18 protein-coding genes and 1 riboswitch are annotated in these 22,171 nt (G+C 55.5%); of the genes, 5 read left to right on the top strand and 13 right to left on the bottom strand.

The annotated features are described in order from the left end of the window. Positions 1–19 precede the first annotated feature (19 nt). The 4 genes from polB to araB all read right to left on the bottom strand — a co-directional run bounded on the left by polB (position 20) and on the right by araB (position 6,469). Positions 20–2,371: a DNA polymerase II gene (gene polB, locus WM46_RS14530; protein WP_102602630.1), complete on the bottom strand. Its 2,352-nt coding sequence runs from the start codon at positions 2,369–2,371 to the stop codon at positions 20–22. A gap of 84 nt (positions 2,372–2,455) precedes the next feature. After that, positions 2,456–3,151: an L-ribulose-5-phosphate 4-epimerase gene (araD, locus tag WM46_RS14525; RefSeq protein WP_102602629.1), complete on the bottom strand. Its 696-nt coding sequence runs from the start codon at positions 3,149–3,151 to the stop codon at positions 2,456–2,458. Between the two features lie 95 nt (positions 3,152–3,246). Continuing rightward, positions 3,247–4,749 (bottom strand): L-arabinose isomerase, encoded by a 1,503-nt coding sequence (gene araA / locus WM46_RS14520; RefSeq protein ID WP_102602628.1) that lies wholly within the window; start codon positions 4,747–4,749, stop codon positions 3,247–3,249. A gap of 10 nt (positions 4,750–4,759) precedes the next feature. Then, positions 4,760–6,469: a ribulokinase gene (gene araB, locus WM46_RS14515; protein WP_102602627.1), complete on the bottom strand. Its 1,710-nt coding sequence runs from the start codon at positions 6,467–6,469 to the stop codon at positions 4,760–4,762. 340 nt (positions 6,470–6,809) lie between these two features. Between araB and araC the strand changes: the two genes are divergently transcribed. Together araC and WM46_RS14505 are read left to right on the top strand one after the other, a co-directional pair. Beyond that, the gene (gene araC, locus WM46_RS14510; RefSeq protein WP_042997958.1) at positions 6,810–7,688 is read left to right on the top strand and encodes an arabinose operon transcriptional regulator AraC; all 879 of its coding nucleotides are present in this window, start codon (positions 6,810–6,812) and stop codon (positions 7,686–7,688) included. Positions 7,689–7,773: 85 nt separating this feature from the next. After that, positions 7,774–8,541: a DedA family protein gene (locus tag WM46_RS14505; protein WP_061076406.1), complete on the top strand. Its 768-nt coding sequence runs from the start codon at positions 7,774–7,776 to the stop codon at positions 8,539–8,541. Positions 8,542–8,604: 63 nt separating this feature from the next. On the opposite strand, the gene thiQ is transcribed toward WM46_RS14505, so the two are convergent. From thiQ to sgrR, 4 genes are all read right to left on the bottom strand, one after another. Then, a complete protein-coding gene (gene thiQ / locus WM46_RS14500; protein ID WP_102602626.1) occupies positions 8,605–9,303 on the bottom strand; it encodes a thiamine ABC transporter ATP-binding protein ThiQ in 699 nt (232 codons plus the stop codon). Next, a complete protein-coding gene (thiP, locus tag WM46_RS14495) occupies positions 9,287–10,897 on the bottom strand; it encodes a thiamine/thiamine pyrophosphate ABC transporter permease ThiP (RefSeq protein WP_102602625.1) in 1,611 nt (536 codons plus the stop codon). Before thiP ends, thiQ begins: the two co-directional genes overlap by 17 nt. Further along, a complete protein-coding gene (gene thiB / locus WM46_RS14490) occupies positions 10,873–11,856 on the bottom strand; it encodes a thiamine ABC transporter substrate binding subunit (RefSeq protein ID WP_042997954.1) in 984 nt (327 codons plus the stop codon). Before thiB ends, thiP begins: the two co-directional genes overlap by 25 nt. Before the next feature lie 32 nt (positions 11,857–11,888). Further along, positions 11,889–12,109, bottom strand: a riboswitch (TPP riboswitch). A 33-nt stretch (positions 12,110–12,142) separates the two neighbouring features. Then, positions 12,143–13,798: an HTH-type transcriptional regulator SgrR gene (sgrR, locus tag WM46_RS14485; RefSeq protein ID WP_102602624.1), complete on the bottom strand. Its 1,656-nt coding sequence runs from the start codon at positions 13,796–13,798 to the stop codon at positions 12,143–12,145. Positions 13,799–13,891: 93 nt separating this feature from the next. Here sgrR and sgrT point away from each other — a divergent pair, with 93 nt between their 5' ends. Both sgrT and WM46_RS14475 read left to right on the top strand, forming a co-directional pair. After that, positions 13,892–14,014, top strand: a complete 123-nt coding sequence (sgrT, locus tag WM46_RS14480; protein WP_042323887.1) for a glucose uptake inhibitor SgrT — start codon at positions 13,892–13,894, stop codon at positions 14,012–14,014. A gap of 109 nt (positions 14,015–14,123) precedes the next feature. Further along, entirely contained in the window at positions 14,124–15,302 is a 1,179-nt protein-coding gene (locus WM46_RS14475; RefSeq protein WP_061076410.1) for a sugar efflux transporter, read from the top strand. 89 nt (positions 15,303–15,391) lie between these two features. Here the strand turns inward: WM46_RS14475 and leuD are convergent, their stop codons facing one another. The 5 genes from leuD to leuL form a co-directional block, all read right to left on the bottom strand. Beyond that, on the bottom strand, positions 15,392–15,997 hold the full coding sequence (gene leuD, locus WM46_RS14470) for a 3-isopropylmalate dehydratase small subunit (RefSeq protein ID WP_102602623.1): 606 nt from the start codon (positions 15,995–15,997) through the stop codon (positions 15,392–15,394). Between the two features lie 10 nt (positions 15,998–16,007). After that, positions 16,008–17,408: a 3-isopropylmalate dehydratase large subunit gene (gene leuC / locus WM46_RS14465; protein ID WP_102602622.1), complete on the bottom strand. Its 1,401-nt coding sequence runs from the start codon at positions 17,406–17,408 to the stop codon at positions 16,008–16,010. Between the two features lie 2 nt (positions 17,409–17,410). Beyond that, on the bottom strand, positions 17,411–18,502 hold the full coding sequence (leuB, locus tag WM46_RS14460; RefSeq protein WP_061076412.1) for a 3-isopropylmalate dehydrogenase: 1,092 nt from the start codon (positions 18,500–18,502) through the stop codon (positions 17,411–17,413). Then, positions 18,502–20,073 (bottom strand): 2-isopropylmalate synthase, encoded by a 1,572-nt coding sequence (gene leuA / locus WM46_RS14455; RefSeq protein ID WP_102602621.1) that lies wholly within the window; start codon positions 20,071–20,073, stop codon positions 18,502–18,504. Before leuA ends, leuB begins: the two co-directional genes overlap by 1 nt. Positions 20,074–20,162: 89 nt before the next feature. Beyond that, a complete protein-coding gene (gene leuL, locus WM46_RS14450) occupies positions 20,163–20,249 on the bottom strand; it encodes a leu operon leader peptide (protein ID WP_042323878.1) in 87 nt (28 codons plus the stop codon). Between the two features lie 658 nt (positions 20,250–20,907). On the opposite strand from leuL, the gene leuO reads away from it, so the two are divergent. Beyond that, positions 20,908–21,858, top strand: a complete 951-nt coding sequence (leuO, locus tag WM46_RS14445; protein ID WP_102602620.1) for a transcriptional regulator LeuO — start codon at positions 20,908–20,910, stop codon at positions 21,856–21,858. Positions 21,859–22,171 lie beyond the last annotated feature (313 nt).

Here is a 22,171-nt window from a genome sequence, read left to right as displayed (position 1 = left end):
GCGATGGATTCGTCACGCGTCAAAATAACCCTAATTGGCCTGTCAGTAGTGTAGCAAAGTTATCATCAATGAAGGGAAGAATTCCTTCCGCAACGGGCTGGAGCTGGCGCGTCAGATAATGCTCGTAATCCAGCGGCGAGTGCTGATAATCCTTTGGCTCCGGGCCGTTCAGGGTCCAGACATAGTGAATGGTGCCGCGGTTCTGGTACTGCGCCGGGCGTCCCCGCTTCAGGTTTTCTTCGTCAGCCAGTCTGGCGGCGCGCACGTGTGGCGGAACGTTGCGCTGGTACTCGCTTAACGGTCGACGCAGACGCTTGCGATAGACCAGACGCTCGTCCAGCTCGCCCGCCATCAGCCGATCAATGGTGTCGCGGACGTAATCCTGGTACGGTTCGTGACGAAAAATGCGCAGATACAATTCTTGCTGGAACTGCTGCGCCAGCGGTGTCCAGTCGGTACGCACGGTTTCCAGTCCTTTAAAAACCATCCGCTGGTTTTCTCCTTCCTGAATCAGACCCGCGTAGCGTTTTTTGCTGCCGGTATCCGCACCACGGATGGTGGGCATCAGAAAGCGGCAGAAATGCGTTTCATACTCCAGTTCCAGCGCGCTGGTAAGATTCTTTTCCTGAAGTGACTGCGTCCACCAGGCGTTGACGTGTTCCACTAACGCGCGACCAATTTTCGCCGCCTCCTCTTCTGTGTGGGCGCGCTTCAGCCAGACGAAGGTGGAGTCGGTGTCGCCATAAATTACGTCATAGCCCTGGGCTTCAATGAGCGCTTTGGTCTGACGCATGATCGCGTGACCGCGCATGGTGATCGACGACGCCAGACGCGGATCGAAAAAGCGGCAGGCCGTCGTGCCGAGCACACCGTAAAAGGCATTCATGATGATCTTCAGTGCCTGAGAAAGCGGTTTATTACCGTGCCGTTTGGCGTCGTCACGACCCTGCCAGATCGACGTCACAATTTCTGGCAGGCAGTGTTTTTCTCGTGAGAACCAGGCGTCGAGAAATCCCTCGGTGCTGTGTTCGGGATCAGGGTGCGCCATCCCTTCCACCAGTCCGACAGGGTCGATCAAAAAGGTGCGAATGATCGAGGGGTACAGGCTTTTGTAATCCAGTACCAGTACCGAATCATATAAGCCGGGACGCGAATCCATCACGTAACCGCCGGGGCTGGCGTGGGGCGGCACTTCACCGAGGTTCGGCGCAACATACCCGACACGATGCATACGTGGAAAATAGAGGTGGCCAAACGCGGCGACCGAACCGCCGTGACGATCGACAGGTAATCCGTTGACCGTGGCACGTTCTAACAGGAACGGCACGATCTCGGTTTTATGAAAGACTCGCGTCACCAGCTCGCAATCTTTCAGATTGTAGGTGGCGAGCGCGGGTTTATCTTCGGCAAAACGTCTGTCGATCTCATCCATGCGATCCCATGGATTATCGATCGATTTACCTTCCCCAAGCAGTTCCTGCGAAACGGTCTCCAGCGAAAACGACGAGAAATTCCAGAAGGCAGACTTCAGCGCCTCAATACCGTCAACGATCAGCCGACCTTTCGCCTGGGCGAAAAAAACGCCATTTTTAAAACCGTGCTCACGCCACTCGAGTTCACTGTTATCGCGGCCAAAACGCAGCGGGATACGGTAGCGCTCAGCATGTTTTTGCAACACGCGCAGGTCGAACTGCACCAGATTCCAGCCGATGATGATGTCGGGATCGTGGCGGGCAACCCACTCGTTTAGCTTTTCCAGCAGTTGTGGGCGGCTGTTGACGTACTCAAGCTGGAAATCGAGCGCTGATGAATCGCCATTTTCGGGGCCGAGCATATAGACAATGCGCTGCCCGCAGCCTTCAAGCCCAATGCAGTACAACTCGCCGTGGCGGGTGGTTTCAATATCCAGAGACAACCACTTGAGCGGCGGACGATAGTCGGGATGGGGCTTTAATCGCGCATTGACGATTGCAGCGTTGCGCGTCTCACCTTCGACCCACACCGGTGAGGTGATAAAGCGTTCCATCAGATAACGCTCCGGCGGGCGGACATCGCCTTCATAAACCGTCACGCCATTCTCGCGCAACAGCTTTTCCAGTCGCATCAACTGGCGATGCGAGCGGCAGTAAAGACCTGAAACCGGCTGACGATGAAAATCTTTGAGGTTAAGCGGCGCTAGGCGGTAGCCATTTTCACTGCTTAATACCGACGTGACGCGGGCGGTCAGCGCGGTAGGGATAAACGCAACGGATTCCTGCGGCGCAAGCGTAACCTGCAAAGGCCCGCTGTCTGTTGCCAGCCAGAAGGAGACTTCAGTTCCCTGCGACGTATCCCGCCAGTGCCGGGTTAAGATAAAACCTGCCTGCGCCACGCTGTTTATCCATCAAAAAAACCAGGCATGATTATAGCCTGGTTCAACGTGTTGTGCTGGGGTTTTATACAGTTATTGGCGCTGCTACTGCCCGTAATAGGCTTTCGCTCCGTGCTTGCGCAGGTAATGCTTGTCCAGCAACGTTTGCTGCATATCGGGTAACTGTGGCGCGAGCTGGCGGCAGAAAATGCCCATATAGGCGACCTCTTCTAAGACGATGGCGTTATGCACAGCGTCTTCGGCGTTTTTCCCCCACGCAAAGGGACCGTGTGAATGCACCAGCACTCCGGGCATCTGCGCGGCGTCGATGCCCTGTTTTGCAAAGGTTTCGACAATGACGTTGCCGGTTTCCCACTCATACTCGCCGTTGATTTCGCTATCGGTCATTTTGCGGGTGCAGGGAATCGCGCCATAGAAATAGTCGGCGTGCGTAGTACCCGTTGCCGGAATGGACTGTCCGGCCTGTGCCCAGATGGTCGCATGGCGCGAATGAGTATGCACAATACCGCCAATAGAGGGAAAAGCCTGGTACAGCAGACGATGCGTTGGCGTATCGGACGAGGGCTTTTTCTTACCTTCAATCACTTCACCCGTCGCGATGCTGACAACCACCATATCATCTGCGGTCATCACGCTGTAATCAACGCCGGAAGGTTTGATCACAAAGACATCGCGCTCGCGATCGACCGCGCTGACGTTCCCCCAGGTGAGTGTGACCAGATTGTGCTTTGGCAGCGCCAGATTCGCTTCCAGTACCTGACGTTTGAGATCTTCTAGCATGTTTTTCTCCCTGCCTGATGACGACGTAAACGCCTTATCAGGCCTACGCAGAGAGGTAGGCCTGATCAGCAAAGCGCCATCAGGCAACCATTCGCTTAACGTTTAAAGCCGTAATACACTTCGTTCCAGCGCAGCGCGTCCTTGAAGGCGGGCAGGCGGGTATCGTTATCAATCACGGTGATTTCGATATCGTGCATTTCGGCGAACTGACGCATGTCGTTGAGATCCAGCGCATGGCTGAAGACGGTATGGTGCGCGCCGCCGGCCAGGATCCACGCTTCCGACGCGGTCGGCAGATCCGGTTGGGCTCTCCACAGCGCGTTGGCGACCGGCAGTTTCGGCAGCGCGTGCGGGGTTTTCACGGTGTCGATGCAGTTGACCAGCAGACGATAGCGATCGCCGAGGTCGATCAGGCTGGCCACGATCGCCGGACCGGTCTTCGTATTGAAGATCAGACGAGCGGGATCGTCTTTACCGCCAATGCCGAGATGCTGGACATCGAGGATCGGTTTTTCGTCCACCGCGATCGACGGACACACTTCCAGCATGTGGGAGCCGAGCACCAGATCGTTGCCTTTCTCGAAGTGATAGGTGTAATCCTCCATAAAAGAGGTGCCGCCCTGCAGACCGGTTGACATCACTTTCATGATGCGAAGCAGAGCGGCAGTTTTCCAGTCGCCTTCGCCGGCAAAGCCATAGCCCTGCTGCATCAGTCGCTGTACGGCCAGACCCGGAAGTTGTTTCAGACCGTGCAAATCTTCAAAGGTGGTGGTGAACGCGTGAAAGCCGCCCTGTTCCAGGAAGCGCTTCATGCCCAGCTCAATACGCGCCGCTTCCAGCACGTTCTGGCGTTTTTCACCGTGAACCTGCGTGGCGGCGGTCAGGGTGTAGCTGCTTTCGTATTCATCAATCAGGGCATTGATATCGCCGTCACTGATGGAATTCACCACCTGCACCAGATCGCCCACCGCCCAGGTATTGACCGAGAAGCCGAACTTGATCTGCGCGGCGACTTTATCGCCATCGGTAACCGCCACTTCACGCATGTTATCGCCAAAGCGACACACTTTCAGATGACGGGTATCTTGTTTCGACACCGCATGACGCATCCAGGCGCCGATACGTGCATGAGCCTGTTGATCCTGCCAGTGACCGGTGACTACCGCGTGTTGCTGGCGCATACGCGCGCCGATGAAGCCGAACTCGCGGCCGCCGTGCGCAGTCTGGTTGAGGTTCATAAAGTCCATGTCGATGCTGTCCCACGGCAGGGCGGCATTGAACTGGGTGTGGAATTGCAGCAGCGGTTTGTTGAGGATTGTCAGGCCGTTGATCCACATTTTGGCTGGAGAGAAGGTATGCAGCCAGACCACCAGACCCGCACAGCGATCGTCATAGTTTGCGTCACGGCAAATGGCGGTGATCTCATCCGGTGTGGTCCCCAGTGGTTTTAACACCAGCTTGCAGGGCAGCTTGGCTTCGGTATTCAGCGCCTTGACGACGTGCTCAGCGTGCTGAGTGACCTGACGCAGCGTCTCAGGGCCGTACAAATGCTGGCTGCCAATTACAAACCACACTTCATAGTTATCAAAAATAGTCATTGTCGTGTCCTTAGTGAGTCAGGGTTGCCTGGTCAGCCGGCGCGGTATTAACCGGGGTGGCAGTCGGAAGATAATGTTGCTCAGCGCTTACCGCCCACTGCTGGTAGCGGCGATAAAGCTGTTCGAAACGTTGTGCCTGTTCGGGGCGAGGTTGCAGCGTATTTTCCACCGCGCTGGCCATTTTCTGCTGCGCCGCAGGGATATCGGCATGCACGTTGGCCGCCACGGCGGCGAAGATGGCCGCACCCAGCGCACAGCACTGATCGGAGGCGACGATTTGTAGCGGTCGATTCAGGACATCGCAGCAGGCCTGCATAATGACCTTGTTTTTCCTGGCGATGCCGCCCAGCGCCATGACGTTGTTGACCGCAATACCTTGTTCGGTAAAGCATTCCATGATGGCCCTTGCGCCAAAGGCGGTTGCGGCGATTAGTCCGCCGAACAGCGCCGGGGCATCCGTGGCCAGATTCAGATCGGTCATCACCCCTTTCAGGCGCTGGTTTGCGTTCGGCGTGCGGCGGCCGTTAAACCAGTCAAGCACCACCGGTAGGTGATCCAGCGACGGATTGTTCGCCCAGGCTTCGGTTAATGCTGGCAGCAGTTGTTTCTGGCTGGCGCTGATCTGCGCTTTCAGTTCCGGGTGCTGCGCGGCGAGTTGCTCCAGCGGCCAGCCGAGAATGCGGCCAAACCACGCGTAGATATCGCCAAAGGCAGACTGGCCGGCTTCCAGACCGATAAAACCGGGGACCACACTGCCATCGACTTGCCCACAAATGCCTTTCACGGCGCGCTCGCCGACGCTCTGTTTGTCCGCAATCAAGATGTCGCAGGTTGAGGTTCCAATGACTTTCACCAGCGCATTGGGCTGTGCGCCCGCGCCAACAGCACCCATGTGGCAGTCGAATGCGCCGCCGGAGATGACGACGTTTTCCGGCAGGCCAAGGCGCTGCGCCCACTCGGCGCACAGCGTTCCAACCGGCAGATCGGCAGTGAACGTGTCGGTGAACAGGGGGTATTGCAAATGCTGGTTAATCAGCGGATCGAGGTCGTCGAAGAAACTGGCGGGCGGCAGACCGCCCCAGCTTTCATGCCACAGTGATTTGTGTCCGGCGCTGCAACGACCCCGGCGGATATCCTGCGGACGCGTGGTACCAGAAAGGAGGGCTGGCACCCAGTCGCACAGTTCAATCCAGGAGACGGCGGCCTGGGCAACTGCGCGGTCTTCGCGGGTGACATGAAGGATCTTGGCCCAGAACCATTCGCTGGAGTAAATGCCGCCGATGTAGCGGGAGTAATCGACGTTGCCTGGCGTATGGCACAGACGGGTAATGGCTTCGGCTTCTTCTACTGACGTGTGGTCTTTCCACAGGACGAACATCGCGTTGGGGTTTTCCGCGAACTCTTCCCGGAGCGCCAGCACGTTGCCATCGGCGTCAATCGGCGCTGGCGTTGAGCCCGTACTGTCGACGCCAATCCCAACGACCTCTGCACGTTGCGCCGCGCTGAGTTCTGCCAATACGCTTTTCAGCGCGGCTTCCATCGACTCCATGTAATCGCGGGGATGATGGCGGAACCGGTTGTTCGGGGCGTCACAAAAACGTCCTTCCTGCCAGCGCGGGTACCACTCAACGCTGGTGGCGATCTCTTCGCCGGTGGCGCATTCCACTGCCAGCGCGCGTACAGAATCACTGCCAAAATCGAGGCCAATTGCAATTGCCATCCTCTTGCTCCATCCAGAAATACGGGTATGGAGAAACAGTAGTGAGTGGGGATAAAAACCGTCAGGTAGGATCCGCTAATCTTATGGATTAAAATGCTATAGCATCGCAAAGTGTGACGCCGTGCAAATAATCAATGTGGACATTTCTGCTCTAGTTATAGACACTTTTGTTACCCGTTTTTGCCGCAGTCATCGCGCAGAGTCATGACATAATGCTTTTCACAAGCGGGGTTGATGGGGCCGCCCGTGATGGTGCGGCGACAAGGCAGGGCGCAAACCATGCTGTCCTGCGCAATATGGACAATTTGTTTCCTCACCGAACCTCGGGAGTCGTGAAATTATGGCTGAACCGCAAAATGACCCTCTCCTGCCAGGGTACTCGTTTAACGCGCATCTGGTCGCCGGTTTAACGCCGATAGACGCCAACGGGTATCTGGATTTTTTTATCGACAGGCCGTTGGGGATGAAAGGCTATATCCTTAACCTCACGATTCGGGGGGAAGGGGTGATTAAAAATCAGGGGCGGGAGTTTGTCTGCCGACCCGGTGACATTTTGTTGTTCCCGCCGGGCGAAATTCATCACTACGGACGCCATCCGGATGCCAGCGAGTGGTATCACCAGTGGGTTTACTTTCGTCCCCGCGCCTACTGGCAGGAGTGGCTGACCTGGCCGTCCATTTTTGCGCAGACCGGTTTTTTCCGTCCGGACGAAGCGCATCAGCCGCACTTTAATGAGCTGTTCGGCCAGATTATCCACGCCGGACAGGGGGAAGGGCGCTACTCTGAACTGCTGGCTATCAACCTGCTGGAGCAGTTACTGCTGCGGAGAATGGAAGCGATCAACGCGTCGCTGCATCCGCCGATGGATAACCGCGTGCGCGATGCCTGTCAGTACATCAGCGATCATCTGGCGGACAGCCACTTCGATATTGCCAGCGTTGCCCAGCACGTCTGCCTGTCGCCATCGCGCCTGTCGCACCTGTTCCGTCAACAGTTGGGTATCAGCGTGTTGAGCTGGCGTGAGGATCAGCGTATCAGCCAGGCGAAACTGCTGCTCAGTACAACTCGCATGCCGATTGCCACCGTCGGACGTAATGTCGGGTTCGACGATCAGCTCTATTTCTCCCGCGTCTTTAAAAAATGTACCGGCGCCAGTCCGAGCGAGTTCCGCGCCGGTTGTGAAGAAAAAGTGAATGATGTGCCCGTGAAGATGTCATAACCTGTAACTAATCTGATAACTGATAGCTTGACGAAGCAGGGATGGATTAGCAGAATCCCTGCTTCGTAAATCTGACGGACGCATTATGCAAGCATTGCTGGAACACTTCATTCTCCAGTCCGCCATGTACTCTTTGATTGCTGTGGCGCTGGTGGCCTTCCTGGAATCGCTGGCGCTGGTGGGGTTGATTTTACCGGGAACGGTAATGATGGCCGGGTTGGGCGCCCTGATCGGTAGCGGGGAACTCAACTTCTGGCATGCCTGGCTGGCGGGAATTATCGGTTGTCTGCTGGGTGACTGGATCTCGTTCTGGCTGGGCTGGCGCTTCAAAAAGCCGCTGCACCGCTGGTCGTTCATGAAGAAGAACAAGGCGCTGCTGGATAAAACTGAGCACGCGTTGCATCAGCACAGTATGTTCACGATTCTGGTGGGACGCTTTGTCGGACCAACGCGTCCGCTGGTGCCGATGGTCGCCGGAATGCTGGATCTACCGGTGGCGAAGTTCATCACGCCCAACATTATTGGCTGCCTGCTCTGGCCGCCGTTTTATTTTCTGCCGGGGATTCTGGCCGGTGCGGCAATTGATATTCCGGCGGGGATGCAAAGCGGTGAGTTTAAGTGGTTGCTGCTGGCGACAGCCATCCTGCTGTGGCTCGGTGGCTGGCTGTGCTGGCGCCTGTGGCGTAGCGGAAAAGCCGCGACGGACCGCTTAACGCATTACCTGCCAAAAGGCCGTCTGCTCTGGCTGGCGCCGGTGGTGCTGGGGATGGGGATTGTCGCGCTGGTGACGTTACTCCGCCACCCGCTGATGCCAGTGTATCTCGATATTCTGCAAAAAGTGGTAGGCTACTGATATTTCTGCCGGATGGCGTGTATCTCGTAGGCCGGATAAGCGTTAGCGTCATCCGGCAACCCATTATTTTTTAATCCCCAACAGCGCTGAGGCGCTGGCTCGACCGCTCAGCAATTCATCGGTTTTGCCCTGCCACGCGATGCGACCGTCGGCCACGACGACTGAGCGGGGGGCGATGCGCGCCGCATCTTCGACGCTGTGTGACACCATCAGTAGCGTCAGTTGTCGGGCATGGCAGATATCGCTTACCAGGGTCAGCATCTCCTGGCGCAGAGCGGGATCGAGGGCTGAAAAGGGTTCGTCAAGCAGCAGGACCGGCTGTTCGCGCACCAGACAACGCGCCAGTGCCACACGCTGGCGCTGACCGCCGGAAAGCTCGCCGGGCAGGCGGGCCATCAGCGTCTCGATCCCCATTTGTTGCGCGATATGCCGGCGCTTCTCTTTCTGTTCGGCGTTTAACTTCAGTCCGGGATCCAGTCCCAGACCGATGTTTTGCTCAACGTTTAAATGGCTGAACAGATTGTTTTCCTGAAACAGCATCGACACCGGACGACGTGATGGCGGCGTGGTGGTGTGGTCTTCCCCTTCGATCAGCAGGGTGCCGCGGGCAGGCGTGAGAAAACCAGCGATTAGACTCAGCAGCGTACTTTTCCCTGCGCCGCTTGGTCCCAGGATCGCCACCTGTTCACCGCGCGCCACGGACAGCGTAAAGCGCATGGGCAGATGGTGGTAGAGCCAGGTGATATCAGTCAGTCTTAGCATTTCGCCCCGGTAACGTCTCAATAACGGTAAATAAAATAAAGCACAGGATCAGCAATAAGAGCGCAGTGACGGCACCGTCCTCACTGCGATAAGAGCCAATTTGCTGATACAGATAAAACGGCAGGGTGCGGAAATCATCGTTGCCGAACAGCGCCACCACGCCAAAATCGCCGATAGACAGCACGCAGGCAAAGGCCAGAGCTTGCGCCAGCGGGCGCTTCAATGCCCGCAGTTCGACCACTTTTAGCCGCTGCCAGCCTTCAATCCCCAGCGACTGACACAGCATGGTGTAGCGGGCGGTAATATCGCGCATCGGGTTTTCCAGCACTTTCAGCGCGTAGGGAATGGCCATCAGCGCATTGGTGAAAATCACGATGCCGTCAGCGGATTCCGGCAGACCGATGCTGTTGTTGAGCAACAGGAAGAAGCCGGTGGCCAGCACAATGCCAGGCATCGCCAGAATAAGCATCCCGCTTAGCTCCAGCGCTTGCCCTGCCAACAGCTGCTGACGGGCGCGCAGTTCGCGGCTGCTCCACAGCAACATCATCGTCAGGATCACGCACAGCAGACCCGCTGCCAGCGCAATACGCAGCGAAGTCCACACCGCCTGCCATAAAATGGGCTGTGCGAGCACGTTCAGCAGATGGCGATTCACCCCGTCGACCATCACCGCCAGCAACGGTGGAAGCAACAGCAGCAGCGCGAGGACGATCAGCAGGGCATCGGTTAAACGGCTGTGCAGCCGATCGTCCGGATCGCGCCACCCCTGAACCAGCGTGGTGCCGGGAGCGATGGCTTTACTCAATCGCTGACTGAGGAGCACCAGCGCCAGACAGCACACCATCTGGATCAGCGCCAGCATGGCGGCGCGGGCAGGATCGTAGTCGAAATTCAGCGCCTGATAAATCGCCAGCTCAATGGTTGTCGCCTGCGGCCCGCCGCCCAGCGACAGTACGGTAGCGAAGCTGGCAAAACAGAGCATAAAAATCAGCGCAGCGACCGGTGGGATTTGGCGGCGCAGCCACGGCCACTCGACAAAACGGAAGAACTGCCAGCTGCGGATACCCAGTTGGGCGGCAAGCTGACGCTGCTCGCCGGGAATATTCTCCAGCGACTGCAACAGCAGGCGGCTTGCCATCGGCAGATTAAAAAAGATGTGAGCCAGCAGGATGCCCTGCAAACCGTAAGGCGAGAAGGTCCACTCCAGCCCAAGCATGTGCCAGAGCGAAGCCAGCCATCCCTGGCGTCCATAGACGCTGAGAATACCAAACACCGCGACCAGTACCGGGAGGATCAGCGTCATGGCGCACAGGCGCAGCAGGGCCAGACGCCCCGGAAAGCGGCGTCGGTACAGCGCGCGGGCAAGGAAGATGGCTGGAACGACAGAAAGCACCGCTGACAGGAAGGCCTGCCAGAAGGAAAAGCGCACCACGTGCCACAGGTAGCTGTCCTGCCACAGCGAAGACCATGCCGCCTGCGGCGCGTTGAACCACAATGCCAGAAAAGCGGCCAGCGCCACCGCCACCATCAGCGTGGCGGCACAAAGGCCTGGGATCAGCCAGCCGGCAATTAACGGCTGACGGCGCGTTGCCATTCGCTGATCCATGCCTGGCGTTGTGCCGCCACTTCCGCCGACGTGAATTCCAGGGTCGTTGCGGGTTTCGTCAGTTGTTCGAACCCGGCGGGCAGGGTGACATTCGCCACCGGATACATCCAGTTGCCGGTCGGGATAGCATTCTGAAACGCAGGCGAAACCATAAATTTGAGGAATTTTTCCGCCAGTTCAGGCTGCTTACTGGCTGCGGTACGCGCGGCGACCTCCACCTGCAGGTAATGGCCTTCGCTAAAGTTGGCCGCCACGTAGTTCTCTTTTTTCTCTTCGATGATGTGATACGCCGGAGAGGTGGTGTAGCTCAGCACCAGATCGCTTTCACCTTTCAGGAACAAGCCATAAGCTTCGCTCCAGCCTTTGGTGACGGTGACGGTTTTTGCCGCCAGTTTCTGCCACGCCTGCGGCGTTTTATCGCCATACACTTTCTGCATCCACAGCATCAGCCCAAGTCCTGGCGTACTGGTGCGCGGATCCTGATAAATCACCCGCCATTTCTGATCGCTCTCGACCAGTTCCTTCAGGCTCTTCGGTGGGTTTTTCAGTTTGTTTTTGTCATACACGAAAGCGAAGTAGCCGTAATCAAACGGGACGAAGGTGTCATTCTTCCAGCCGCCAGGGACATTGACCGCCTCGCTGGCGACACCGCTTTTCGCGAACAGTTGGGTTTGCGTCGCCGCTTCCAGCAGGTTGTTATCCAGCCCCAGCACCACGTCGGCCTTGCTGTTTTTCCCTTCCATCCGCAGGCGGTTGAGGAGTGAAACGCCATCTTCCAGCGCCACCAGTTTCAGCTCGCAGTTGCAGTCGGCTTCAAAAGCTTTTTTCACCGCCGGGCCAGGGCCCCAGTCTGCGGCGAACGAGTCGTAGGTGTAGACGGTAAGAACGGGTTTTGCGAAGGCAGGCGCTGCGCACAGGAGTAAAAGGGGAAGACATTTTTTCAACACTTTGCACCTCAAAAGATGGGTGGCAAAGGATTTTGAGCGGTAGCCTCAAATCCCTTCGCCGGCGTTATCCGGATCAGGTTCGACGGGTATTTTCTCAGCCCATACACTTCATCATTCAGGTAGCCTCTGTGTTGGCTGCGTTCGCTCACCCCAGTCACATAGTGTTCTATGCTCCTGGGGATTCACTCGCTTGCCGCCTTGATGCAGCTTGAATGATTTTGTGTATGTTTAATTAGCACCCCGTTGAGAACGGCGTTAGTGTAGTGATTTTGCCGCGTTGCGGCAATCAGGGATCCGGCGGGGCAAACCACGCGGATTTAAAGTCGAACCAGCCGAGGGTGTTCATGCGCAAGCCGCGCATACTGCGCTGACCCTGAATAATCAGCCAGTGGTGGATCAGCGGGACAATCGCTTTGCTGGCAAGCAGTTGCTGACACCACACGGCCAGATTCATTTCGCCGGTGCGCCAGCGCGCGGCATCGGCTTCCCAGTCCAGCGGAATACAGTGCTGTAACAGCGGGACTTCACACAGGTGCGCGAACAAAGAGAAGTCGAGCGGCAGGGTGAAGTTGGCGCTGTTAAGCCAGATGTCGCTTTCAATTTCCCCGGCATGCCATTGATCGTAGTCGATCTCCTGAATTTCCAGCTTCACCTGATGTTCAGCCAGAAGCTGACTCATGATCTGCGCAATCACCTGGTGTTCGATATGTTCGTGGTAATAGGTCAGCGTGAGCGTCTCCAGCCCGGCGGGTTTCTCGCCGTGGCCCGGCCGCGCATGATGCCAGCGCGGCAGCAGGCCATAGGCCGGGAACCAGTGGCGCTGATACTGTTCATCGGCATAGTAAAGCAGGTTGCTTGGTGACAGTATGCGGCTGACCCACTCCCGGACCGCCTGATTGGCGCCGCGATGGGTACGGGCGTCGAACAGCAGGTAATAGCACCCCTCTTCCAGACGGCTTTCGATGGCTTTTTCGTCGTCAGTGGGACCTTTCAGCGTCAGACCGCCGTTCGGCTCATCGCCGATATCCGGCAGTACCCAGACGTTCACTTCATCAATCAGGGCCCGAAAGCCGAAGAAATCGTCAAAAGCATGTATTTTCAACTGGTTGCGCGTATTCCGTATCACCGCGTACGGGCCGGTGCCAATCGGATGGCTGGAGAAATTGCTCAGGGTTTCCCATTCGCGCGGCAGGATCATCGCCGGGACCTGACCCAGCAGCCACGGCAGCCAGCGATCGGGTTGCGAAAGATGAATGTCCAGCGTCCAGGGCGTTGGCGAGACGATCTCGCTGATGTGCGAATAGAGCGGTAAGGCGTTAATTCGCGTTAGTGACAACACCACATCGTCCATTTCCAGTTCACGCCCGTGGTGAAAATGGATCCCAGGACGCAGGAAAAAGCGCCAGTGCAGGGGAGAAATTTGTTGCCAGTGGTGGGCAATGTCGGCTTCCAGTTCCCCATTTTCCTCATTTACGCGAGTCAGGGCGCTGAAGATTTGGCGGGCAATGTGGGTTTCTGAGCGACGCAGCGCGCTGCCTGGCAGCAGATTTTGCATCGGGCGGTAGTAAAGTACGCGCAGGATGTGACGGCCCTGACGGAAGCTGCGGCCCAGATGGGAAACCAGCATCTGCCGCACGGCCGTTTTGTCGCCGACCAGTTGCACCAGTTGATCGATGCGATCCTGCTCCAGCAGATCTTCCGCACGCTGCTGCTGGAGCGCCAGTCCGGTATACAGAAAGGTCAGGCGTGAACGTTTTCCGCGTCCCACTTCCGCCTCCCACGTCAGCCAGCCGCGCTCCTGCATGGTATTGAGCAGCGTGCGCATATGACGGCGCGAGCAGCTCAGCAGATCCGCCAGTTCGTTGAGCGTGGTGTCCTGCGTTTTGCCGTCGCAGCATTGCCACAAGCGGATGAACTGTTGTTGCAGACGGCCAGAAGACATAAAAGGGGAACTCCTGCGGAAAACTCAGCAATTTTATTATCCCTATATTAGGCCAATAATACATTCCGATGAAGCACTATGAAGGGGTCATCTATGCGCCAGTTTTATCAGAAGTACTTTGCCGCGACAGAAGGGTTGTCCTGGTTGGCTTGCCTGAGCGCGCCGCAGCGCTTAAAGATGCTGGAAGAACTGATGCAGTGGGAGGTGACAGCCTGACCCTGGAGTAGCAGACATCATGTGTGACTGAGTATTGGTGTTAATCACCGCGCCAGCAGGTATTATCTGCTGGCTTTTTTCGTTTCGGCTGCGCTGACTAAGGAAAGATATGCTCTGGTTAATGACGATGGGACGACGTCTCAACGGTGTGTACGCGGCGTTTATGCTCGTCGCTTTTATGATGGGCGTGGCGGGGGCGCTACAGGCCCCGACGCTGAGCCTGTTTCTCAGTCGCGAGGTCGGGGCGCAGCCGTTCTGGGTGGGGCTGTTTTACACCGTTAACGCCATCGCCGGGATTGGCGTGAGCCTTGCGCTGGCAAAACGCTCAGACAGCCAGGGAGACCGCCGCAGGCTGATTCTGTTTTGTTGCCTGATGGCCATCGGTAATGCGCTGCTGTTTGCCTTCAATCGCCACTACCTGACGCTGATCACCTGCGGCGTACTGCTGGCGTCGCTGGCAAATACCGCGATGCCGCAATTGTTCGCGCTGGCGCGGGAATATGCCGACAGCTCGGCGCGTGAAGTGGTGATGTTCAGCTCAGTGATGCGTGCTCAGCTCTCACTGGCGTGGGTGATTGGCCCGCCGATGGCGTTTATGCTGGCGCTGAATTACGGCTTTACCGTGATGTTTTCGATTGCCGCCGCGATTTTTGCGCTCAGTTTCATCCTGATTGCCTTTATGCTGCCGTCCGTCGCCCGCGTTGAACAACCCGCGGATGTGCCGGTCATTCAGTCTGGTGGCTGGCAGGATAAAAACGTCCGTATGTTGTTTATCGCTTCCACGCTGATGTGGACCTGCAACACCATGTACATCATCGATATGCCGCTGTGGATTAGCACGGAGCTTGGACTGCCGGATAAGCTTGCCGGGATCCTGATGGGCACCGCCGCAGGACTGGAAATCCCGATCATGATCCTTGCCGGCTTCTACGTCAAACGTTTCGGTAAGCGCCGGATGATGCTTATTGCTGTCACCGCGGGTGTGCTGTTTTATCTCGGGCTGATTTTCTTCCACAGCCATCAGGCGCTGCTGATGTTGCAACTGTTTAATGCGGCGTTTATCGGGATTATTGCCGGTATTGGAATGCTCTGGTTCCAGGATCTGATGCCGGGCAGGGCCGGTTCGGCGACGACGCTATTTACCAACAGCATTTCGACCGGCGTAATTCTGGCGGGGGTGATCCAGGGTGCGGTTGCCCAAAGCTATGGTCACTTCGCGGTATACTGGGTGATTGCGGCGATTTCGCTGGTTACGCTGGTGATGACCGGGCGGGTGAAAGACGTTTGATTTATGGATTGCCGGATGGCGGCTAACGCCTTATCCGACCTACAGAAATTCGTAGGCCGGATAAGCGCAGCATATCCGGTATTGCGGGCTTAGCGCATAAACGCGGGCTGCTTGTCTTCGTACTCGGTGATGGCGGCTTCGTGCTGCAGCGTCAGCCCGATGCTGTCCAGACCGTTCAGCATGCAGTGGCGGCGGAAGTCGTCGATCTTAAAGCTGTAAGACTTATCGCCTGCTTTCACTACCTGCGCTACCAGGTCCACTTCAAATGTAATCCCCGGATTGGCTTTGACCAGGTTGAACAGCTCATCGACCTGTTCGTCGCTTAATTTCACTGGCAGCAGTTGGTTGTTAAAGCTGTTGCCGTAGAAAATGTCCGCGAAGCTCGGCGCAATCACCACTTTAAAGCCGTAATCCGTCAACGCCCACGGCGCGTGCTCACGGGAAGAGCCGCAGCCGAAGTTTTCACGAGCCAGCAGAATCGAGGCCCCCTGGTATTCCGGGAAGTTCAGGACGAATTCTGGATTCGGCTGCTGGCCTTTTTCATCCAGAAAACGCCAGTCATTGAACAGGTGGGCGCCAAAACCGGTGCGGGTGACCTTTTGCAAAAACTGCTTAGGAATGATCGCGTCGGTATCGACGTTGGCGGCATCCAGCGGGACAACCAGGCCTGTATGTTGGGTAAATTTCTCTGCCATGGGAGTCTCCTTATTTGATGCGGCGAATGTCGGCAAAATGACCGGTAACGGCGGCGGCGGCGGCCATCGCCGGGCTGACCAGATGGGTACGACCACCGCGCCCCTGACGCCCTTCGAAGTTACGGTTGCTGGTCGACGCGCAGCGTTCGCCCGGATTCAGACGGTCATTGTTCATGGCCAGACACATGGAGCAACCCGGCAGACGCCACTCGAAACCGGCTTCGATAAAGATCTTATCCAGCCCTTCCGCTTCTGCTTGCGCTTTCACCGGACCAGAGCCTGGAACCACCAGCGCCTGGACGCCCGGCGCGACTTTACGACCTTTGGCGACCTCTGCGGCAGCGCGCAAATCTTCAATACGCGAGTTGGTGCACGAGCCGATGAACACTTTATCGATCGCCACTTCCATTAACGGCACACCCGGTTTCAGACCCATATAGGCCAGTGCTTTTTCGGCGCTGGCGCGCTCAACCGGATCGGTAAACGACGCCGGGTCGGGAATGTTGTCCGTCACAGAGATCACCTGGCCCGGGTTGGTTCCCCAGGTTACCTGCGGGGCAATCTCTTCAGCTTGTAAGGTGACAACCGTATCAAAGCGCGCGTCGGCGTCGGTTTGCAACGTTTTCCAGTACGCGACTGCGTCATCAAAATCTTTACCTTTCGGCGCGTGCAGACGACCTTTGACGTAGTTAAAGGTGGTTTCATCCGGGGCGACTAATCCGGCTTTGGCGCCCATTTCAATCGCCATGTTGCACAGAGTCATGCGGCCTTCCATGCTCAGAGCACGAATGGCATCGCCGCAAAATTCAACGACGTGGCCGGTACCGCCGGCGCTACCGGTTTTACCGATAATCGCCAGCACGATATCTTTCGCAGTGATCCCCGGCGCGGCGTTGCCGTTGACTTCAATCTTCATGGTTTTGGCGCGACCCTGCTTCAGGGTCTGGGTTGCCAGCACGTGCTCGACTTCGGAGGTGCCGATACCGAACGCCAGCGCGCCAAAGGCGCCGTGGGTCGCGGTATGCGAGTCGCCGCAGACGATGGTCATTCCCGGCAGGGTGACGCCTTGTTCCGGCCCCATCACGTGAACGATGCCCTGATACGGGTGGTTCAGATCGTACAGCTCAACGCCGAATTCATTGCAGTTCTTAATCAGTTCCTGCATCTGGATACGCGCCATCTCGCCGGACGCATTGATATCTTTGGTCTGCGTGGAGACGTTGTGATCCATCGTGGCAAAGGTTTTGCCCGGCTGGCGAACCGGACGACCATGCGCACGCAGGCCGTCGAACGCCTGCGGAGAGGTCACTTCATGTACCAGATGTCGGTCGATGTACAGCAGCGGGGTTTCGTTTTGCGCTTCATAGACGACGTGCGCATCAAACAATTTTTCGTATAACGTTTTAGCCATGATTACACCCCTTGTGCGACATAACGAGCAATGATGTCGCCCATCTCATCGGTACCAACGGCAGCTGCGCCACGGGCTAAATCACCGGTGCGGATACCTTCTTCTAATGCGCGGTTAACCGCACGTTCAATGGCGGATGCCGCGTCATCGGCATCCAGGCTGTAGCGCAGCAGCAGCGCCAGCGACAAAATTTGCGCAATCGGGTTAGCGATATTCTTGCCGGCAATATCCGGCGCGGAGCCGCCCGCCGGTTCATACAGACCAAAGCCCTGCTCGTTCAGACTGGCGGAGGGCAGCATGCCCATTGAGCCGGTGATCATCGCGCATTCGTCAGACAGAATGTCGCCAAACAGGTTGGAGCACAGCAGCACGTCAAACTGGGACGGGTCTTTAATCAACTGCATGGTGGCGTTGTCGATGTACATGTGCGCCAGCTCAACGTCCGGATATTCTTTGGCAATTTCATTGACGATTTCGCGCCACAAAATAGAGGTTTGCAGAACGTTAGCTTTGTCGATAGAGGTCACTTTACGGCGGCGTTTACGCGCAGATTCAAACGCAATGCGCGCGATACGTTCAATTTCAAAGCGGTGATAGACCTCGGTATCGAACGCTTTTTCATACTGGCCGCTGCCTTCGCGACCTTTTGGCTGACCGAAGTAGATCCCACCGGTCAGTTCACGGACGCACAAAATGTCGAATCCATTCGCGGCGATGTCGGCGCGCAGAGGGCAGAAGGCTTCCAGTCCCTGATACAATTTTGCCGGACGCAGATTACTGAACAGTTTGAAGTGCTTACGCAGCGGCAGCAGCGCGCCGCGTTCCGGCTGGCTGTCCGGTGGCAGATGTTCCCATTTCGGGCCGCCGACGGAGCCAAACAGAACGGCGTCGGCCTGTTCGCAGCCTTCTACCGTCGCCTTCGGCAGCGGTTGACCGTGGTTGTCGATCGCCGCGCCGCCGACATCATAATGACTGGTGGTAATGCGCATCTCAAAACGATGGCGAATAGCGTCCAGGACTTTCAGGGCTTGCGTCATCACTTCCGGACCAATACCGTCGCCCGGCAAAACAGCAATATGGTAATTCTTCGACATCACACGGTTTCCTTGTTGTTCTCGTTGTTCTGAGCTTTACGTTGCAACTCTTTTTCGACTTCTGCCGCACGCCAGATGTTGTTCAGCACGTGCACCATCGCTTTCGCGGAAGATTCAACAATGTCTGTCGCCAGACCGACGCCGTGGAAACGACGCCCGTTATAGTTGGCGACGATATCGACCTGACCCAGTGCATCTTTGCCGTGTCCTTTAGCGGACAGGCTGTATTTCACCAGCTCAATGTCGTAATCGGTAATGCGGTTGATCGCCTGGTAAATGGCATCGACCGGGCCGTTGCCGTTAGCCGCTTCGGCTTTCACGTCGCTGCCGCAGGCCAGCTTGACGGAGGCAGTGGCGATATCGTTAGAGCCAGACTGGACGCTGAAATAATCCAGGCGGAAGTGCTCAGGCTCTTCCTGTTGCTTGCCAATAAACGCCAGCGCTTCCAGATCGTAATCAAACACCTGACCTTTCTTGTCGGCCAGCTTCAGGAAGGCGTCGTACAGATTGTCCAGGCTGTATTCACTCTCTTTATAACCCATCTCATCCATACGGTGTTTTACCGCTGCGCGCCCGGAACGGGAGGTCAGGTTCAGTTGCACCTGATTCAGACCGATGGATTCCGGCGTCATGATTTCGTAGTTTTCGCGGTTCTTCAGCACGCCGTCCTGGTGGATCCCGGAGGAGTGGGCAAACGCGCCGCTGCCGACAATCGCTTTGTTCGCCGGGATTGGCATGTTGCAGATCTGGCTGACCAACTGGCTGGTACGCCAGATCTCCTGATGGTTAATACGGGTGTTGACGTTCAGGATGTCCTGGCGAACTTTAATCGCCATGATCACCTCTTCCAGCGAGCAGTTACCGGCACGCTCGCCAATTCCGTTCATCGCCCCTTCTACCTGACGTGCGCCAGCGTGAACCGCCGCCAGCGCGTTGCCGACGCCCAGACCTAAGTCGTCATGGGTGTGGACGGAAATGATCGCTTTATCGATGTTTGGTACGCGCTCATACAGACCGGAGATAATGCCGGCGAACTCGAAGGGCATGGTGTAGCCGACGGTGTCCGGGATGTTGATGGTCTTGGCGCCAGCATTAATGGCGGCTTCCACAACGCGGGACAGATCGGCGATAGGCGTACGGCCTGCATCTTCACAAGAGAATTCAACATCGTCGGTGTAATTACGTGCGCGTTTTACCATATAGACCGCGCGCTCAATCACCTCGTCCAGCGTGCTGCGCAGCTTGGTGGCGATATGCATCGGCGAGGTGGCGATAAAGGTATGAATACGGAAGGCTTCGGCAACCTTCAGCGACTCAGCCGCGACGTCGATATCTTTTTCCACACAGCGGGCTAATGCGCAAACCCGGCTGTTCTTGACCTGACGAGCGATGGTTTGTACGGATTCGAAGTCGCCAGGAGAGGAGACCGGGAAGCCGACTTCCATCACGTCAACACCCATACGCTCAAGGGCCAGCGCAATCTGCAGCTTCTCTTTCACACTCAGGCTTGCCTGTAACGCCTGTTCACCGTCGCGTAAAGTGGTATCGAAAATAGTGACTTGCTGGCTCATGTTTTAGGTCCTTAGTCTTTAGGGCGCCTTGCTTCGAGCATAAAAAAACCCGCGCAACGGCGCGGGTTTTTTATCTTACTGGATACGACTTAATGCTGAATGCCGCTCACCAGTCTACCGCGCAACGAAGATGCGTTTAGTAGTAGTAGACCGTTAAAGCGAGCGATACGAATCATTAAATCAACTCCAGGCGAATGCGATATGCTTTTAGTGGTACTGGATACGATGACTGATGTCAACCCCACCGCCGAAAACACCGCCCCAGGCAGAAGAAAAGGGAGGGGCTTATTTAGCTAATTGTGCTGAACTTTTTCTATTATTGCCGATGAAAAAACGGTGGAGGGCTTACACTTTTCATCGTTTGACATATTTGAGCATGTTTATTTTCAAATGAACCGATGGCGTTTTGACAAGAACAGACGACAATGGATTTGTTATCTGTATGATTTTGAAGGTATTATTATGATTAATAATTAATTTATAATTTCAGGAAATAGGCTTATTGATAAGTTAATGTTAAGAATTAACGCGTAAGTAATATAAACATTTAATTGAATCCAAGTTTTTTATTCATGAAGCGTATGATTGTTTATTGGCGTCGCTTATGTTTATATTGCTCCTGTCATTAAAAATTATGATTTACTGTGCTGTGAAGGATTCCACATCGTGCTGATGCGGGGTTTTTGCGATGTTCTTCCCGCACCTTTATGTTTTCCTAAATTTAATCTCTACCCTTTTTCTTATTTTATATGCATGGTAAATCATATTTTCTGAGATTATTTCTCTGCATTCCGGCAAGAAAAAAGGGAGTTAAGCGTGACAGTGGAGTTAACTATGCCAGAAGTAACCGTTGATAAACCCAATTCCCATCATTTAGAGATGGATAAACCGCAACTTCGTATGGTTGATCTTAATCTATTGACTGTATTTGATGCGGTAATGCAGGAGCAGAATATTACCCGTGCCGCGCATGCCCTCGGGATGTCGCAGCCAGCCGTAAGCAACGCCGTGGCGCGTCTTAAAGTGATGTTTAATGATGAGCTTTTTGTGCGCTACGGCCGTGGGATCCAGCCCACTGCGCGGGCTTTCCAGCTCTTCGGTTCCGTCCGTCAGGCGCTGCAATTGGTTCAGAATGAACTGCCTGGTTCCGGTTTTGAACCCGGTAGCAGCGAGCGCATGTTCCATCTTTGCGTTTGCAGTCCGCTGGATAATACCCTGACCTCTTTAATTTATAATCGTGTAGAAAAAATCGCACCTAATATTCATGTTGTATTTAAGTCATCCTTAAATAAAGACACTGAACACCAATTACGTTATCAGGAAACAGAGTTCGTTATTAGTTATGAAGAATTCCGTCGTCCTGAATTTACGAGTATTCCATTGTTTAATGATGAAATGGTGCTGGTCGCCAGTCGTAAACATCCTCGTATTAATGGACCTCTGCTGGAAAGCGAGGTTTATAATGAACAACATGCTGTTGTTGCACTGGACCGTTTTGACTCATTCAGTCAACCCTGGTATGACACGGCTGACTCACAATCTTGTGTGGCCTATCAGGGGATGGCATTAATCAGTGTTCTTAATGTTGTTTCGCAAACGCATCTGGTGGCGATTGCGCCACGCTGGTTAGCTGAAGAGTTCTCTACCTCTCTGGATCTCCAGATATTACCGCTGCCTTTAAAACTGAATAGCAGAACCTGTTATCTTTCATGGCATGAAGCTGCCGGTCGGGATAAAGGGCATCAGTGGATGGAAGAGTTGTTAGCGTCCGTCTGCACACGTTAGGCGCGAATGAGATAAACCGGGTGAAACATCCGGTTTATCCTGTCTACGTTTTATTTACTGGCATTTTGTCCTGAATTGAATTGGTCATTCTTTTTTCTATCCGCGAAAAAATTGATGATTCGCTGTATGTGCCCATTTTCAGCCGATTAATTATCAATACCTGAGAAAAATTTAGTTTAATTCGCCGTTTCTCCGTCACTTTCCTCTCGTTTATGCTTATTTCCCGGCGCATTTGCCCCTTTCTCAGAATTGCCTGCATCCAGGGGAGCGGTTAAGGTGTTTTACACATCATTAATCGTCATTCAGTGAGGCA

Source organism: Citrobacter freundii complex sp. CFNIH2, from assembly GCF_002880615.1.
GTDB lineage: Bacteria > Pseudomonadota > Gammaproteobacteria > Enterobacterales > Enterobacteriaceae > Citrobacter_A > Citrobacter_A amalonaticus_F.
Note: the sequence above shows the minus strand (reverse complement) of the source record. Positions and strands in the feature narration are given on the sequence as shown.